Here is a 17,473-nt window from a genome sequence, read left to right on the forward strand (position 1 = left end):
AGCACTATAGTTACAACATACAATGTATTTAATAACTATTCCCCTCTGTTAGCCTTGTGCATGAACAGGTCTATTAGCATAAGGCAGGTGACAACGTCACGTTGGACATGCTTGAATGTTTGATCCAGATCACGTTTAATAGCAGGATTCGTTTCTTTCCAGAAAACCGTCATGATCGTTCGTCCGCAACAGCACTGGTTACGCCTGATATTCGTCTGGCACGGCTCTGTACTGGCAAAAATCTCTTCCCGCTTGCTGCTTAATTTTCTGCTGTCTATTGTCGTGATCGTCCTGCTGCCGTGGTATACGATGCTGGGTATCAAATTTACCCTTGCACCGTTCAGCATCCTCGGTGTGGCAATCGCTATCTTTTTGGGTTTTCGTAATAACGCCTGTTATTCCCGTTATGTTGAGGCGCGTCAACTCTGGGGACAATTGATGATCGCTTCTCGTTCACTGTTGCGGGAAGTCAAAACGGTCTTACCGGATGACCGCGAGTTAGGGCAGTTTGTCCGGCTGCAAATCGCCTTCGCTCACTGTCTGCGCATGACGCTGCGGCGTAAGCCACAGGCTGAGCCGCTGGCGAAGTATCTTAGCACGGCAGATCTGCAACGTGTATTTGCCTCTCACTCTCCGGCAAACCGCATTTTACTGATAATGGGTGAATGGCTGGCGACACGTCGTCGAGACGGGCAACTCTCGGATATGCCTTTCGCCCTGGTGGTCGATCTGCATTACATGACGCCTTTTATTTCGGTCCTCATCTCCTATACCTTCATCTATCTGGATGCACTGGCGGAAGAACTGGAGGATCCGTTTGGAACAGAGAATAACGATTTGCCCCTGGATGCTATCTGTAATGCCATCGAAATTGACCTGCTGGAGATGAATGATGAATCGACCATTCCAGCGAAACTGATGCCGGATAAGCACTACCAGTTGACGTAAAAGAAGGGAACATTCCAGTAAATGAACGACAGGCTGGGTGTGTCAATGCGCTAACATCGGTTTTCAGGATTAACTTATCACCGATGATTGAATTTCAGATAATGTCCGCATATTTTCTGCGCGATTAAAAATAACTCTTGATAAGGGTCGTAAGGCGTTCTTAAAACATCGGCATGCCATCAGTGCATATCAGGATGTTAAACGATGATCAGGAGGATTATCTATGAACGCTATTCAATCAGGAATGAATGACACCCCGCGTGTCGATGCAAAGGCGTCGACGCCATCACTGGTATCAATAAAGTCTCTCTCTCCGTTGCCGGTTATTCCAGGACTGCTGCTTGCCACCACCGGTCTTTTTGCCCCGACAGGTCTGTTGGCAGAGGAAATACGCTGCGAAAGTGAAACGGCCGCAGAGTGTATTGAGAAAAAAATCAAAGCGACAAAGACATTAACAGCATCCTGGACGCCCACGACGGCGAACAGTAGTGTTCTTATTAACGAAAATGCCCAGGTCATTTTATCTGCGGAAGTGAATAACGAGCCTGGTTGGCGTGAGTTTGGCTCCCTGACCGTCGGTCAGGGCACAAAAGGTGAACTCACAATAAGAGGACGCACCATTAAATCCTCTGCAAGCGCGATTGGTAATGGTGCTGTCGGAATTGTGACGTTAACCGAAGGTGCGCAATGGGATCTCAGTGGCGAGAATCTGTTTGTCGGCAAAAATAACGGCGACGGAACATTAACCGTTAAAGAGGGAAGTCAGATCTCCAATATTAACGAACTGCGCATCGGTGAATTTTATGCTGATGCAAAAGGACTGACCACGGTAGAAGGTGAGAATTCGTCGATCCGTTCCGGTTGGGCTGTTGTGGGCGATCAGGCAGAGGGCCGACTGGATATTTTGAACGGTGGTCAACTTTCAGTTAGTAGACATATGAATATTGGCTATGTCGGAAAGACGTTAAACTCAACGCTTAAAGGAAACGGCGTCGTGAATGTCGACGGCGAAAATTCTCTTTTAGAGGTTGGTACATTACTCATTTTAGGGGGCTTTGGAACCACGCCAAATGATGCCAAAGGTGAACTTAATATCAGTAATGGCGGCAAAGTTAAGACAGGAGAGGGAATCTGGCTTGGCATAGGGACAGGAAGTACCGCCACACTGAATATAGGTGGCAAACCCGGTGAAACTGCACAAGAAGCAGGATCTATCGAGACGCCGCTCATTATACTGAGTGACACAAACCAGAAAAATAGTACTGCAACACTGAACTTTAACCACACCAGCGAAGATTATTCTCTTAATGCAGCGATAAAAGGCTACGGTAATGTCAACCATAGCGGACCGGGTACGACGCAACTGAGCGGCGATAATCGTTATACCGGAAATACTCACATCAGTCGCGGAACGCTCAGCGCCGGAAGTGTCACAGGTTTTAGCCCGAATTCTGATTTTACTGTCGGGGAGGGCGCCACACTCGATCTGAACGGCTACAGTCAGACCATTCAGTCACTTCAGCTTGGTGGGAGGCTGAGCTTTGGCGATCCGCTGGCCAACCGCGATGCTCTGGCGCTGTCAAGTAGTGTTCTGACGGTCAGGGGCGATTACAACAGTGACAATGGCTTACTGAGCCTGAACAGCACACAGGATCAAGTGCAACAAAAACCGGTGGTTAACCAGCTTAATGTCTTGGGAAACACCGCAGGAACAACCCGGGTCGTGTTGAAGGAATTAGGCAATGTCGCGGTTGGTGATCTGAACGGTGCGCGAGTTGTCCAGGTTGCAGGGGATTCTGCGGGTGAATTTGTTGCCCAAAGCCGTCTGGTTGCCGGGGGGTATGATTACGCGCTTTTGCGCGGAGTTGAAAGTGAAAATGACGACGGGATCATGGATTCCAACCACTGGTATCTGGTCAATACCTGGGCGCCCGTCGACGATATCGATCCTATAGATGACCCGATTATTGAACCGAAAGAGGATGACCCGATTCCCTTGCCTACGCCATCCCCAGGCGTTGAGCGCTCATCCGCGGCGGTGATGCGCCCGGAAATGGGGGCATACCTGGCAAACCGCAGGGCGGCTAACACCCTGTTTGTTACCCGTTTGCACGACCGGTTAGGTGAAACGCAGTATATCGACCCGATCACAGGGGAAACGCGTGTCACCAGTCTGTGGTTACGCAATGTTGGCGGGCATACTCGTTTTCAGGACCGTTCCGGCCAGCTAAGCAGCCAAAGTAATCGTTATGTGGTGCAGATTGGTGGCGATCTGGCTCAATGGAGTTCCGGTCTGGAGGATCGCTGGCATCTTGGTGTCATGACGGGTTATGCCAACAGTCAGAGCAATACCCGGTCATCATTATCCCATTATCGTGCGGACAGCACGGTTTCAGGTTACAGCGCAGGCTTGTACGCGACCTGGTATGCCGATAATGCCGCGAAGCAGGGGACCTGGATAGACGCATGGGTGCTCTACAACTGGTTTGAAAACACGGTACGCGGAGAATCTCTGGCGGAAGAACGCTATCGTTCGAAAGGAATGACCGCATCTCTTGAGATGGGACATACCATTAAACTGGCTGAACAACCGCGTCTGAGTTACTGGTTGCAACCGCAAGCGCAGCTTATCTGGATGGGCGTCTCTGCTGACGATCACCGTGAAGATAACGGCACATGGGTGCGGGATAGAGGGAAGGATAATCTACAAAGTCGTCTTGGGGTAAAAGCCTTTATGCAGGGTTACCCTATTCGCGATGAAGGTAAAGATCGACTCTTTCAACCTTTTGTTGAGCTGAACTGGCTGCATAATACGCGTAATGATACGGTCTCAATGAATGAGATCAGTGGCTCTGTCGATGGAGCGAAAAATATTGCAGAGCTTAGAACGGGCGTTGAGGCGAAAATAGATTCGCGCCTGCATCTGTGGGGAAATATTGGTCAGCAGATCGGTAGTGAGGGATTTAGCGATACCCAGGCAGTGCTTGGTCTGAAGCTGCTCTTTTAACGCTTAACCCCGCGCATTCTGCAGGATGTGCGGGGTTGTCTCTATCATCAACACCTCCCTGAACTATTAACGAAAAGTGTGAATTAATAGACTGCATCACTCTATTACCTGACGAATAACGCAGGAAACCTCCGTTACAAGGTAATTAAAGCGATTTATCTCTGGCGCGTTGAGATCAAATAATTCCACTCTATTTGCGTGATAAATGTATTGGACACTTTTAATCCACCTGATATTCAGACCAATCGTTATTAAGGGAACGCGATGCTTATTAATTCATCGTCCTCCACCACGAAAAGACGCGCGGAGCACCGTTTTCACATGCCCGAGGAAATCCGGCATTTAGGGGAAATGCCGCTGTTCAGAGCCGTTGCGTGGTGGGGATTTCTGCGCAATAAAGAATTTTCACGCAATGACGTAAGCCAGGTATTTCATATTGACCTGCGCCGGGCCAGCGGGATACTACATTATCTTTGTCACCGCTACGATAAACACGACATCGAATTCAGCGTTCGCAAAACGGCAGTACGGGGCGGACATTGTCAGCTATTAGTCAAAATACATTCACCGGCGACGGCGGGGAACTTAACGGCACCGCCTGCCAAAGCGACACCTGCAACTCGTCAGGTAAAGAAGAGTACCGCAACGGACGATCGTCAGCTTTCACACTGGCTATTATCACGACCAACCGGGAATAATGAAGCGAAGCTGGCCGCCTGGAAAGCAGCCTGTCCGCTGAGAGAGTGAGATCAGGACTGGCGACGCGCAATCACGAACAAGCGCGGAAACGCCAGTAATATCTGGCCATCTTCCTGAAGTGGGTATTGCTCTTGTAAAAGCTGATGATAGCGCTCCAGGAACCGTTGCTGTTCGTGTTCATTGAGATCCTGCAGCCAGGGGCGCAACCCTGTGGCACTGACCCAGTCAATAATCGCCTGATGGGAACGCATCCTGTGATAATAGGTTGTGCGCCAGATATCCACTTCGCATCCCGCTTCGCTCAGAATGTCGTAGTAAGCGTGAACGCCGGGCAGGGCGTCACGACCACTATTCGGATAATCCTGTTCATAAGCCACTTCACGCATCAGCACGTGTGTAGGTTCCAGCCAGTTATCCGGCATTTGCACGGCCAGAATGCCGTTATCATTCAGCAGGGTGACCAGGCGGGGAAACAGATCATAGTGATCGGGGATCCACTGTAGCGAGGCATTGGCATAAATGACATCGGGCGGTGTGACGGGTTGAAACTGACGAATATCCGCTTCAACAAAGTGACAATTTGGCAAAGCCGTTCGCGCCTCGTCCAGCATCGCGGGAGAGGTATCTACACCGGTAATACTCGCTCCAGGCCAGCGGCTTTGGAGTAACGCCGTACTGTTACCGGGGCCGCATCCCAAATCAACCACGGAAGAGACATGCTCAAGTTGAATTCTGGCCAGCAGTTCAGCAGCGGGTCTTGAACGTTCTGCGCCATACTGCATATACAGCGCCGGATTCCAGTCGGACATCAGTAATTCTCCTGTCAATGGTTCAACTAAGTGTGCATAAGGTATGAACTATACTATTTTAGTATTGCCAGCGACTGGGAAGGAAATTCCTTATGAATAAACCAGATATCAAAGGTGGCATCGACATTGCGATGAAGGTCCCATCACATCAGTATCAACAGACGATTGATTTTTATCGCAATGTTATTGGATTACCGGAAATTATCGATAAGCCGCCAGCAGTCGGATTCGAACTCGGATCGAACAGGCTCTGGATTGATGAAGCGCCGGGACTCAGTCAGGCTGAACTCTGGCTGGAATTATTCACGCCTAATTTCAGCGCTGCCGAACAATACGTTGAACAATGTGGCGTAGTCCGTTGTGACGCAGTTGAACCGTTACCCAACGGTTTCAAGGGCGGCTGGATCATGAATCCGTGCAACATTGTCCATATGCTAAGAGAGCCAGAGGCCTGGTGAATGTAATTCATTGGAGAGGCTGCAGCGAATTCTGTTTGTAGGCATCAGGAACTGGCGAGAACGCTTGTAATCAGCAGGACAATGACGACCGTGAAATGGCAGATTCTGTCTTAATCTTTATTTGTCAAAGCAAGTTTAAAATGTCACCTCTTTGTGCAAGATAGAAAGGGCACTTTCAGCCTATGTAATCATATTAATGTGACTGCTGCGTTATCCCACTCAACCAATTAATAAAGCAAAAGTTAAATATGAAAGACTGGAATAAAAATATAACGAAAACATCTTAATATGGAAATATCTGTGTCAACGGGATCTTTAGTTATTGAATGTCTGGTTCTAAATAGGTTCTACATTCAACGGGAAGGGAAACCAAATATCTATATGTTTTTTATAAATACCATTACGTGGCAAACAACAATCTGCATATTTTTTTAAAGAATCTCCACATGGACAAATATTTTCTGGCGATAATACTCCATCATGTTCTTTCGCCTTAAATCTCCAGGTCGTAATATTGAAAATTTGATGTGGGGATTGTATGTATTTGACAACACTAATTAAAGTTGAATAGTTATAATGATCACCATCATTGGAGAAAAAAACACTACATTTGTTAACGGGATTACTAACTATGTCATAAGTAATTAATTCAAAATCGATCACTTCATCAAAGCAAAGAACTCCATTATAAAGTTTATTTTTAACATGACCACAATCATTAATAAAACTACGGGTTGTATTACATACTGAACATTTCACTTCTTTTATTATTTCACGAGAACTACCGAAGATTTTATATGGGAATAACGCCTGCCAATTACATACCATTCTCGCTAAGAAGTTAACACCATAGAAATTAACCTCAGGCAGAAACTCATTATTTTCTTTAATATGTATTAAATCTATTTCTATCCTTTCAAGTTCTACCCATGCTTCATAAAAATCACCTCTTGTAAGTAAATTAATGACTTGAATATATTTTAAATGGGCTAGTAAAATTGTTTTGTATAAAAACAATCTGTTTGATTCATTATTCAAGCTCAAGGATTGAGCTTTTTTTAACTCAGCATTAAGATAATCAAGAATAGCACTATCTTCTTGAGTAATACACATCCAACGCTTTAACTTTTCGTGAATATTCATAATATCTATATAGATTTTTATTTGATTTTGTTAATTACTTTTAAAACATCGTCTACTTTTCCAGAAACAGTGTATTTCACATGTTTTCCTGATTTATTTTTTTTAATTATAGAGACTTTAACGTCTATATCTCTAGTTCCAAAGTTATCAATTTTTTTCTGAATATAATTTGAAACAAGATTTACTAAAAAAGGTATCATTACTGATGTGGCAAAGAAAGTGCCTAACGCTAACGTTATACTGTTTAATTGCAGGTACGAAACACCATTAGAATCTCCGTACACTTTAACATTAGAATGTGATTGCTTGGTGAACTGGAAAAAATCCAGTGCATTACCTCCAGTAATTTTTGAACTATCAAAAACGATCGCAATCTCATCATCTTGAGGTTCATATGAAGAAATGATTTTTACCTCTTCATCTTCATCACTCATTTCACTCAAAGTAATGGGGTTCATTCTCAACTCCTTGTTTTATATTTTTACATTCAAATTTTACTATACGACTGGTTAATTGCTCCTGTCCAACACACACCAGAGTTCATATGCTTAGCATACAAGGGACCAATGCCAGTAGCGACAGGCTAGTGTGTCAAAAAACCACATGAAGATCAATCTCCTGCGGAAAATTGGGCCGCAATTAGTTTCATTGTCCTTTCCATGCCTTGATAAACTGTCGCATCTGTAATGTTTAACCTTGCGAGTTCCTTAAGTATTCTAGCTTTGTTTCTGATCACTATTTTTTCTACTTTAAACTCTTGCATAGCATCATCAGGGTTTGAAACTAAATCGGGATAAACAGCATTATTCCCAAATAATAAGAATGCACCTGACTGTGATGACATCCTTTCATTATTATTTCTTCCTTTAACGAAAATTAACCTTTCCAAATCTGATGGTATAATTACATCTTTAAAATAAGGTTTTTCATCTTTAATGTAATGTATGAGTTTTTGACAAGCTTCAGTTTTATTGAAAGCCTCCTTGTCCATTTTACAATCCAGCTGATCTTTCAGTGTTTGACTTAGCATTGATATATTTGATATGCAACTTACTGTATCAGAGTCAAAGAATTTTATACGATCCCTTTTTGTTTTGAAAATAATAACATGTCCATCAACCTCATTTGTATTTTCATTATTACTAATGTCGCAACAAGCGAAATACAGAGCGATTAGTGGATTTGATGTTATATCCAACAAACGAGTTGGTAGTCCGTAGTGTTGCATCCTTACTAACTTGTCTAGCATTGTTTTATCATCAACAAACTCAGTTGGCCTTGCTGTTAGGGCTTCACGGACTAAATTTGATTCACTGTGCAAATGCTTGAAGTTACCTTTTTTGTTTTTCCTGAAAACTGATGGAGCCAACTCGTAAGATACATCAGAATGTCCACGATAAAATATTTCTGCATCTTCTTCATGATCTTGTTCTAAAACACGCGCCATGAAACTTTGAACATTATCTATTATTGGGTAGTTATCAACTTCATCAGGAAGTGCTTCAGTAGGAGGAAGTGGTGTACTTCTTGTCGTTATATTTAGAAGTGCTAATGTTTGATTTAAATCACGTGCTTTTATTCCCCAGTGAGTCCGTTTCAGCCCATATGCACCTAATTCTAAAGCTGTTTGATATAACTCTTTGTTTATCACTACGACATCATCTTGTGAGTGAGTGATTCTGAAATCAAACTCAACATTTTTGTTAACTGTTCGTAGATTTGAAATTACACCAAGTCGCAAAGTAATGTATTCAACATTGTCTCGGGAATAAAGTTCTGACATAAAAAGCGTAGGTAATTTCTCAATATAAGATAATGCTTTATCATTCAAAGGCGTTAACTTCAACCGGATGTCATCAGAGGTGCCTTCTAACATACGTGATATAGGAAAATCACAACTCCCACTAACCCGTTCATACATGGGCCAATGTTCAAAATAGTCAGGTTCTCCGCCCATAATTAGATTAAACATTAAAACTAAATCCTTATATTTTACTTAATGAATTATTTACAATCCAATCAATTGCGCCAGAGGTGCGAATCCAAGGCTTTATATTATGATTCACATAATAAATGGCTTCATCCATTCCACCTAACGTGATATATCCACTGTTAGACTTGATCTGTAATCTGCACTTCGATAACAAGCCGGGGATGTGTCTATTAGAATCAATCGCAGCTTTAGCGATATCATCGGCATCCGGGGATGACTGTCGGTAGGCGAGTAGGGCGCGTGTATACTGAAAAAACGAACGCATATCCCCAGGATAATCGTCCAGTAGCAAGGCCAGATCATCCACCATTTCAAGCTCAAGGTAATAGTTCGCTAATAAATGACGAATCCCCTGGTTATCGTTCGGGTTGAGCTTCAGCATTTCGCGGCTATGAGCCATAGCCGGATAAAAATTACCAGACTCCCATAAGGCCTCAGCCAAAGCTGCTTTTGCTCTCATATATGGACGTGTTTCGACAAATCCCCAGAAACGTCCTGCGAACTCCTGAAAATCCTCGCCAAGTGCAATGCTGGCTGCGTACAAAGCAGTCTCCAGCTTCCCGATTTTTGACTCAGGAGGTTCTTGAGATATCTCGCAGTAGAATGAGTATGCGTCAGCACAGAGCGGGGATTTCTTGATAGCTTTTCTGATGAGTTTCAGCACAACTTCCAGGTCATCATTTTCCCAGGCATCGAACATGAACTCCTGAGCCGCAACCAGATCTAGATGTAATTGCTCAGAGCTGACAGCAGTTTTATACAAATCAACGCGCTTTGTAGTCGGGAATTTAATCATCTCAAGTATCCTTTTGGGGACTCACTGTTCCGGTACTTTGCAGCACTGATGGTCGATTCTATCGCTTTGAACTTGCCACAAACAAGCTCGGGTCTGCCAGAACGGGATTGATAGCCCGGAGCTGTTCCTGGATGCGCACCTGAGCCTTACGGCTGGGCGATTTTTTGCTTCGTTCCCGTTTGCCTTCGCTTTCCCGCTCATCCTGTTTTACCTGAGCCAGTCGGAGTACAGTCCCGAGACGTTTGTTATCAACAATCTGCCCCTGGTCGACACAGGCCAGCTTATCAAATGCCTGGCACTTAAGGCTCCGGTGCCCATAGAGGAAGGCGAGGGTGCCATCGGGATAATCCAGTACTTTAATTTTTTCACCGGCAAGACGGCTATTTTCTTCTGTGGTGTCCATGAGATAAAGGATCTTATCGTACTGGAAGGTCAGTGATTTCGACACGGTACGAACATCATGCCAGGCAAAGATGTCTCTTAATTCATCGGGGCTTTCCTGCACCGGACGATGCAAATCTTTGGGGAACTTAGCCGGTCGTGAAAACCGGCTGTTAAAGTCAGCGATGAAAGTGGCAAGCCAGGCATTTGCGGCCTCAATGCCGGTTATACCTTCCAGACGCATTTCTTTGATCAGCCGATCCTGAAGTGTCTGATTCGCACGTTCCACGCGGCCTTTAGCTTCAGAGCTGTTGGCACAAATAAGCTCGATTGCCAGGTCATAAAGCACACGTCCGAACTGGGTAACGGTGGTATTGCGTTTCTCCGGACCACTGACGCGAAATATTGCGTGTTTGTCACTGTACAGCGATACCGGCTTCCCATGCTGCTCGATGTATTCCCGGGTTGCCAGCATGTAGTCAAAGGCTGTTTCTGACTCGCTGAACCGCAAATGCATCAGACGCCCGGTGGCATCATCGATAAAGACCAGCAGGCAGCATTTTGGCGCACGGCCTTCAAACCAGTCATGGTGGGAGCCGTCGATCTGGATAAGTTCACCCAGACAATCACGCCGATGTCGGGGTTGATAAACCCGTGACTTACGGCGAGCATGCGGGACCCAGAGTCCGTCAGACGTCATCCAGTTGCGGACGGTCTCGATTGAAAGCCGGATATTATGGCGCTCTCTGAGTTTTTCTGCGGCCAGTGTGGGCCCAAAGTCACTGTAGTTTTCACGTATCAGCGTGAGTACTCGTAGTTTGAGAGATTCGGTCAACCGGCGGTTGCTGGGCTGGCCGCGTTTGCGGCTGACAAGTCCTTCAGCACCAGAAACTCGGTAACGATTGATAAGTCGTTGCGCCTGACGTTCTGAAATGCCAAGCTGTGATGCTGCATCACGACGGCGTAGACGCTTTTCACAAACTGCCTGTATCACCGGTAGGCGGTGGATCTCTTTATCTGACATGGTCACCAACATGCGTTGAGTCCCTTAGAATTGCATTCAGTTTAGCTTACTCTAAGGTGACGTTTCTATCTGGATAAAAAGTGACATTACTAAATGGTTCTAACATTATTGGTGCGCATAATGTATATTATGTTAAATGAAATATCACCAACCGCACTGTACCGGTGTCTGAGTCATTCTCTGCTGTATTGGCCTTCAGAACCGCTCTGGTTTTCACTCATACTCAGCGAGATGCGTTCTGGTGATTCGTAAACACATTTTTAAGCCGTTGAACAAATCATTCCTCTCCGCTAGCCTGTTTATTGTACGCCTCACCCCTTCTCCGGCTTGACTTAACGTCGATTAGGAACAAAATAATTTCTCTTTTGTGTTAACCGGATGACTGGCCTATATGGATATCTGTTCTCGTGCCGTTTGCTCTCTGTCTCGCGTTAAAAAAATCAGTACGTTGGTTGTCGCAACGATCTTTCTGGCGAGTTGTTCATCAAAGCCGCCTGTCTCACTGGTGACGCCGCCAAAATCGACGCCGACATCGCCGTATAAGACGCAAAAACTGAATGTGCCTGTTCGCGGCGTGTGGCTGGCGACGGTTTCCCGGCTTGACTGGCCGCCGGTTGCATCCGTGAATGTCAGTAGCGCCACCACGCGGATCGCCATGCAAAAGAAAGCCCTAACAGACAAACTCGATAATTTACAGTCACTGGGTATAAATACGGTCTTCTTCCAGGTTAAACCTGACGGCACCGCCCTTTGGCCGTCATCCATTTTACCGTGGTCGGATATGCTTACCGGGAAGATTGGTGAAAATCCGGGCTACGATCCGCTCCAGTTCATGCTCGATGAAGCGCACAAACGTGGTATGCGCGTTCACGCCTGGTTTAACCCTTATCGCGTCTCCACCAATGTGAAACCGTCAACGGTGAACGAACTGAACCGTACCGTGTCGCTTCAGCCAGCCAGCGTGTTTGTCCTCCATCGCGACTGGATCCGTACCGCCGGTGACCGCTATGTTCTCGACCCGGGGATCCCGGAGGCCCGTGACTGGATAACCAGTATCGTGGCTGAAGTGGTGAAACGGTATCCGGTGGATGGCGTCCAGTTTGACGACTATTTCTACGCTGAATCCCCCGGTTCCGCGCTGAACGACAACCTGACCTTCCGGCGCTACGGCCAGGGATTTAGCTCGAAGGCGGACTGGCGTCGGCATAACACTCAACTATTAATTGAACAGGTTTCGCGGACGATCAGACAGATCAATCCGGACGTGGAGTTTGGCGTCAGTCCAGCCGGTGTCTGGCGGAACCGTTCGCACGATCCGGCCGGATCGGATACCCGTGGCGCTGCCGCTTATGATGAGTCGTATGCTGACACGCGGCTTTGGGTTCAACAAGGCCTGCTGGACTATATCGCACCGCAAATTTACTGGCCCTTCTCTCGTGATGCGGCACGTTATGATGTGCTGGCAAAATGGTGGGCGGACGTCGTGAAACCGACAAAAACACGGCTCTATATTGGCGTTGCGTTGTATAAGGTCGGCGAGCCCTCTCGCAATGAACCGGACTGGACGGTCAACGGTGGCGTTCCGGAACTGAAGAAACAGCTCGATTTAAATGAATCAATGCCACAAATCAGCGGCACGATTTTGTTCAGAGAAAACAATCTCAACCAACCGCAGGCCCAGCAGGCTGTCAGTTACCTGAGAAATCGCTGGTCTAAGTGACACCGTAACGTAAAGAGAGACATCGATCTCTCTTTGCGTCGCCATTTAGGTTCCGTTTCCAGTCCCCGCGCTCGCTCTGTCATTGCCCGTTGTCATCATTTAACGCCTCAACAGGCGGGATAGCATTATTTATGCCAGTGATACGCTTCAGGATAGTGTAATGATTAAATGGGATATCTAAGAGAAAAAGATTATTCAAGCCTCCATTGATACGTGATGATTATTACCCGCAGTCAAAACGGGATTTATTACGTAATGATGACCATATCGCTCAAAAAACTCTCATATCATTTTATGAATTGAAAAAATGCTGACATTAAAAGAGAGTGTGAGCTACCTTACAGGGGGACATGATTCCTCTCAACGATCAAACGGATGGACTATACTTTTCAGACGTCAATACGTTTAAAAAGTCGCTTAAAAAGGATTTTTCTTGCTACTTTTGGCTATATCCATAATTGTTTCAGGCTTACTTCGCCGGAATGAATGAAAATATGGCTTAAGGCATTACACTATTTCATTAATGTCACCCTGCACGCTTTCAGGTGTTTTATGTTTTAGATTCATCTTACTATCCAGATTGTGCATTTGAGCCAGGCAAAATGTTGTTCGCTAACTACTGTAAGGATCTTCACCATGGAGATGTATCTTAAAAGAATGAAAGACGAATGGGTCGCGCTGGTTGAACAGACCGACCCTCACATTCGCAGACTCGCTTCTGAGATAGCGATCGCCCATGCCCATGCTTTAAGCATTGAGTTTTATCGTATTGTTCTCGCCGATCCGCATGCTGAGGAGTTTTTGAGTAATGAACAGGTTGAGCGCCAACTCAAAAGCGCACTTGAAAAGTGGATTGTGGATGTGCTCTCCAGTGAAGTCGACAATATTGATGAACTGATAAAAATACAGCATACGGTGGCTGAAGTGCATGCGCGTATTGGTATTCCGGTGGAACTGGTTGAAATGGGTTTTCGCGTACTGAAGAAAATTCTCTATCCGATCATCATTGACAGCCACCATGAAGCGACACATAAGCTGCTTGTCTACCACTTCTCCATTAACAGTATTGATCTGGCGATGGAAGTCATGTCCAGAGCCTTCTCCTTTAGTGAAAGTACCGCAGCAAAAGAAGATGAAAACTACCGTATTTTTTCTTTGCTGGAAAACGCAGAAGAAGAGAAAGAGCGTCAAATCGCCGCGTTACTGTCGTGGGAAATGGACATTATCTATAAGGTCTTACTCGACTCCGATCTCGGCAACAGCCTGCCGCTAAGCTAGGCGGATTTTGGTTTGTGGTTTAATCATAAAGGACGTCATTATTTCAGTGGTATTGCGGAAGTCGGTCACATCTCACGACTGATTCAGGACTTTGACGGCGTGTTTCACCACACCAGTGGGACAACGAAAACGTTAAGCAATAAAGCATCACGGGTGAAATTCCTGCTGCAAATCCGCAATACCGTCTCGCAGATCATTACGCTACTGCGTGAATTGTTTGAGGAAGTGTCCCGCCATGAGGTAGGGATGGATGTACTGACCAAATTACTCAACCGACGTTTCCTGCCAACCATCTTCAAGCGGGAAATCGCCCATGCTAATCGCGCCGGCACCCCCCTCTCTATTCTTATTATTGATGTCGATAAATTTAAAGAGATCAATGATACCTGGGGGCACAATACCGGTGATGAGATCCTTCGTCGGGTGTCTCAGGCTTTTTATGACAACGTTCGCAGCAGTGATTACGTTTTTCGCTACGGTGGCGATGAATTTATTATTGTTCTTACTGAAGCGACACAAACCGATACGCTACGTATTGCGGAGCGTATTCGCAGTCGCGTCGAGAAAACAAAAATAAAATCGCCTGCGGGGGATTTTATTCCGCTTTCATTGTCCATTGGGGCAGCGATGTTTAATGGTCATCCGGATTATGAACGTTTAATTCAGATAGCAGACGAAGCGTTATATACCGCAAAAAGACGGGGCAGAAATTGTGTTGAACTGTGGAAACCCGCTTCTTAATGGGTATACGGAAGCAGAGGTAATAAATGAAGCTATCCGACGTTAAAAGCACCGGAGACAGCATCTTCATTCCTGCTCTTGAGCAGAACATGATGGGTGCCGTGCTAATCAATGACAATGACGAGGTTTTATTTTTCAATTCTGCTGCGGAAAAACTGTGGGGATACCGTCGTGAAGAGGTGATTGGTCAGGGGATTTCGATGTTGATCCCGCATGATTTACGCGCAGCGCACCCCGATTTTATCCGTCATAACCGTGAAGGGGGTCAGCCCCGCGTTGAAGGCATGAGCCGGGAATTGCTGCTGGAAAGAAAAGACGGGACCAAAGTCTGGACCCGTTTCGCCCTTTCCAAGGTCAACGTTGAAGGCAAAATTTTCTATCTTGCCTTTGTGCGTGACGCTAGCGTAGAGATGGAGCAAAAGGAACAGAAACGCCTCCTGGTATTGGCGGTAGACCACCTGGACCGCCCGGTAATCGTACTCGACCCTGAGCGGCGTATTGTGCAGTGCAACCGCGCTTTTAGCGAGATGTTTGGTTACGACATTACCGATGCAAAGGGTCAACAGCCGGACAACCTGCTCAACCTCCCCGAAGAGCCGTCGGACAATGGCCTGCGACTCACACAGTTGCTCTGGAAAACGACCCGCGATCAGGATGAGTTTCTGGTGATCACCCGTGCGGGTGAAAAGATCTGGATTAAAGTGTCTATCAGTCAGGTTTATGATCGGCGAAACGCACTGCAAAATCTGGTTATGACGTTTTCCGATATCACCGAAGAGCGGCAGATTCGTCAGCTCGAAGGCAACATTCTGGCGGCGATGTGCAGTAGCCCGCCGTTTCACGAAATGGGCGATATTATTTGCCGCAATATTGAGGCGGTGCTGCGGGATACGCATGTTTCACTGTATGCCTTAAAAGATAACGTCCGCCAGTTCTGGGCGTCGTCATCGAAAGAGATTGACGCAAAAGAGGTGAACGTCTGGACGCTCACCATCCGTCAACGGGATGGTGAGCCAGCCGGGACGCTGTTAATTAAAACGGCGAAAGGAAAAGAGACCAGCGCCTTTATTGAACGCGTGGCAGACATCAGTCAGCATATGGCGGCCCTGGCGCTCGAACAGGAAAAAAGCCGACAGCATATTGAGCATCTCCTGCAATTTGATCCGCTCACCGGTTTGCCCAACCGCAATCATCTGCACTCCTATCTCGATGATCTCATTCACGGCGCGAAAGGGATTTCACCAGTGGTGTTTCTCATCAGCGTCGATCACTTCCAGGATGTTATCGACAGTCTCGGCTATGCTGTGGCCGATCAGGTCTTGCAACAGGTCATCAATAAAATCCGCGAGCGGCTCAGACCCGATCAGTATTTGAGCCGTATTGAAGGCACGCAGTTCGTGCTGGTCAGTGACGACAATGAAATGAGTAATATTACCCAGTTTGCGGATGAACTGATCAATATCGGCAGTGAAGCCACCCTGTTTGACGACAAACCCTTCCCGCTGACCCTCAGCATTGGAATTAGCTATGAAGCAGGAAAAAATCGTGACTATCTGCTGTCCACTGCGCACAACGCGATGGATTTTATTCGTAAAGCGGGCGGCAATGGCTGGCAGTTCTTCAACCCGGAAATGAACCTCGCGGTGAAAGAACGTCTGCAACTGGGCGCTGCATTGAAAAACGCCATTGCCAATAACCGGCTACGACTGGTGTACCAGCCGCAGATCTTTGCTCAGACCGGCGAACTGTATGGTTTCGAAGCGCTTGCGCGCTGGAGCGATCCGGTGCATGGTCACGTTCCCCCGAACCGTTTTATTCCGCTCGCTGAAGAGACGGGTGAAATTGAGAATATTGGTCGCTGGGTGGTCAGAGAAGCGTGTCGCCAGTTGTCGGAGTGGCGCCAGCTGTCGCTGACCATTCCGACCCTGTCGGTGAACCTTTCTGCCCTGCACTTTCGCAGCAACCAACTGCCGGACCAGGTGTCGGAAGCCATGGTGGAATTTGCTATTCCGGGCGATCAACTGACGGTCGAAATCACCGAAAGCATGATGATGGAGCAGGATGAAGAGATCTTCAGACGCATTGAGATCTTACGCAACATGGGCGTGGGACTGTCGATCGATGACTTCGGCACCGGTTTTTCCGGTCTCTCCCGCCTGGTCAGCCTGCCCGTGACGGAATTGAAAATCGATAAAACGTTTGTCGATCGCTGCCAGACCGAGAAACGTATTCAGTCCTTGCTGGAAGCGATTATCACTATTGGGCAGAGTCTGAACCTGATTGTCATTGCGGAAGGGGTTGAAACGAAAGAACAATTTGAGTTGTTGCGCTCGATGAATTGCCCGGTGATTCAGGGATATTATTTTTCTCGCCCCATACCAGCTGATGAGATCGCCGCCTGGATGCAGACGGCGCTGCCATTGAAAATCTGATTCATTGTGACGGAATGCCCGGGGCGTTGGCGCTTACCGGGCTT

The 17,473-nt window shown here is 46.6% G+C and carries 12 protein-coding genes and 1 pseudogene; 7 read left to right on the forward strand and 6 right to left on the reverse strand.

Features of this window, described 5'->3' with window-relative positions; genetic code table 11:
* Positions 1 to 171 precede the first annotated feature (171 nt).
* From OGW13_RS03965 to OGW13_RS03975, 3 genes are all read left to right on the forward strand, one after another.
* The gene (locus OGW13_RS03965) at positions 172 to 948 is read left to right on the forward strand and encodes a bestrophin family protein (protein ID WP_287115729.1); all 777 of its coding nucleotides are present in this window, start codon (positions 172 to 174) and stop codon (positions 946 to 948) included.
* 223 nt (positions 949 to 1,171) lie between these two features.
* A complete protein-coding gene (locus OGW13_RS03970) occupies positions 1,172 to 3,955 on the forward strand; it encodes an autotransporter outer membrane beta-barrel domain-containing protein (protein ID WP_287115730.1) in 2,784 nt (927 codons plus the stop codon).
* Positions 3,956 to 4,276: 321 nt separating this feature from the next.
* A complete protein-coding gene (locus OGW13_RS03975) occupies positions 4,277 to 4,702 on the forward strand; it encodes a CaiF/GrlA family transcriptional regulator (protein WP_502874023.1) in 426 nt (141 codons plus the stop codon).
* A 2-nt stretch (positions 4,703 to 4,704) separates the two neighbouring features.
* Here the strand turns inward: OGW13_RS03975 and tam are convergent, their stop codons facing one another.
* Positions 4,705 to 5,463: a trans-aconitate 2-methyltransferase gene (gene tam, locus OGW13_RS03980; protein WP_287115732.1), complete on the reverse strand. Its 759-nt coding sequence runs from the start codon at positions 5,461 to 5,463 to the stop codon at positions 4,705 to 4,707.
* Positions 5,464 to 5,555: 92 nt separating this feature from the next.
* On the opposite strand from tam, the gene OGW13_RS03985 reads away from it, so the two are divergent.
* Complete coding sequence (locus tag OGW13_RS03985; protein WP_043000710.1) at positions 5,556 to 5,921, forward strand: VOC family protein; 366 nt, start codon at positions 5,556 to 5,558, stop codon at positions 5,919 to 5,921.
* A 336-nt stretch (positions 5,922 to 6,257) separates the two neighbouring features.
* On the opposite strand, the gene OGW13_RS03990 is transcribed toward OGW13_RS03985, so the two are convergent.
* From OGW13_RS03990 to OGW13_RS04010, 5 genes are all read right to left on the reverse strand, one after another.
* The gene (locus tag OGW13_RS03990) at positions 6,258 to 7,064 is read right to left on the reverse strand and encodes a hypothetical protein (RefSeq protein ID WP_016239971.1); all 807 of its coding nucleotides are present in this window, start codon (positions 7,062 to 7,064) and stop codon (positions 6,258 to 6,260) included.
* A 17-nt stretch (positions 7,065 to 7,081) separates the two neighbouring features.
* Positions 7,082 to 7,522, reverse strand: a complete 441-nt coding sequence (locus OGW13_RS03995) for a hypothetical protein (RefSeq protein ID WP_016239970.1) — start codon at positions 7,520 to 7,522, stop codon at positions 7,082 to 7,084.
* 152 nt (positions 7,523 to 7,674) lie between these two features.
* Positions 7,675 to 9,036: an FRG domain-containing protein gene (locus OGW13_RS04000; protein ID WP_016239969.1), complete on the reverse strand. Its 1,362-nt coding sequence runs from the start codon at positions 9,034 to 9,036 to the stop codon at positions 7,675 to 7,677.
* A 13-nt stretch (positions 9,037 to 9,049) separates the two neighbouring features.
* A complete protein-coding gene (locus OGW13_RS04005) occupies positions 9,050 to 9,853 on the reverse strand; it encodes a hypothetical protein (protein WP_000589340.1) in 804 nt (267 codons plus the stop codon).
* A gap of 58 nt (positions 9,854 to 9,911) precedes the next feature.
* Positions 9,912 to 11,258 carry an ISNCY-like element ISLad2 family transposase gene (locus OGW13_RS04010; RefSeq protein WP_076611902.1) on the reverse strand — a complete coding sequence of 449 codons (1,347 nt, stop codon included), beginning with the start codon at positions 11,256 to 11,258 and terminating at the stop codon, positions 9,912 to 9,914.
* Positions 11,259 to 11,649: 391 nt separating this feature from the next.
* Between OGW13_RS04010 and OGW13_RS04015 the strand changes: the two genes are divergently transcribed.
* The 3 genes and pseudogenes from OGW13_RS04015 to dosP all read left to right on the forward strand — a co-directional run bounded on the left by OGW13_RS04015 (position 11,650) and on the right by dosP (position 17,429).
* Positions 11,650 to 12,978, forward strand: a complete 1,329-nt coding sequence (locus OGW13_RS04015) for a glycoside hydrolase family 10-like protein (RefSeq protein ID WP_044268084.1) — start codon at positions 11,650 to 11,652, stop codon at positions 12,976 to 12,978.
* 636 nt (positions 12,979 to 13,614) lie between these two features.
* Positions 13,615 to 14,997, forward strand: a pseudogene (locus OGW13_RS04020) (diguanylate cyclase).
* Between the two features lie 26 nt (positions 14,998 to 15,023).
* A complete protein-coding gene (dosP, locus tag OGW13_RS04025) occupies positions 15,024 to 17,429 on the forward strand; it encodes an oxygen-sensing cyclic-di-GMP phosphodiesterase DosP (RefSeq protein ID WP_044257956.1) in 2,406 nt (801 codons plus the stop codon).
* Positions 17,430 to 17,473 lie beyond the last annotated feature (44 nt).

The sequence above is a fragment of the Citrobacter sp. Ca225 genome (genome assembly GCF_030337175.1).
In the GTDB taxonomy this organism is placed as follows: Bacteria; Pseudomonadota; Gammaproteobacteria; order Enterobacterales; family Enterobacteriaceae; genus Citrobacter_A; species Citrobacter_A amalonaticus.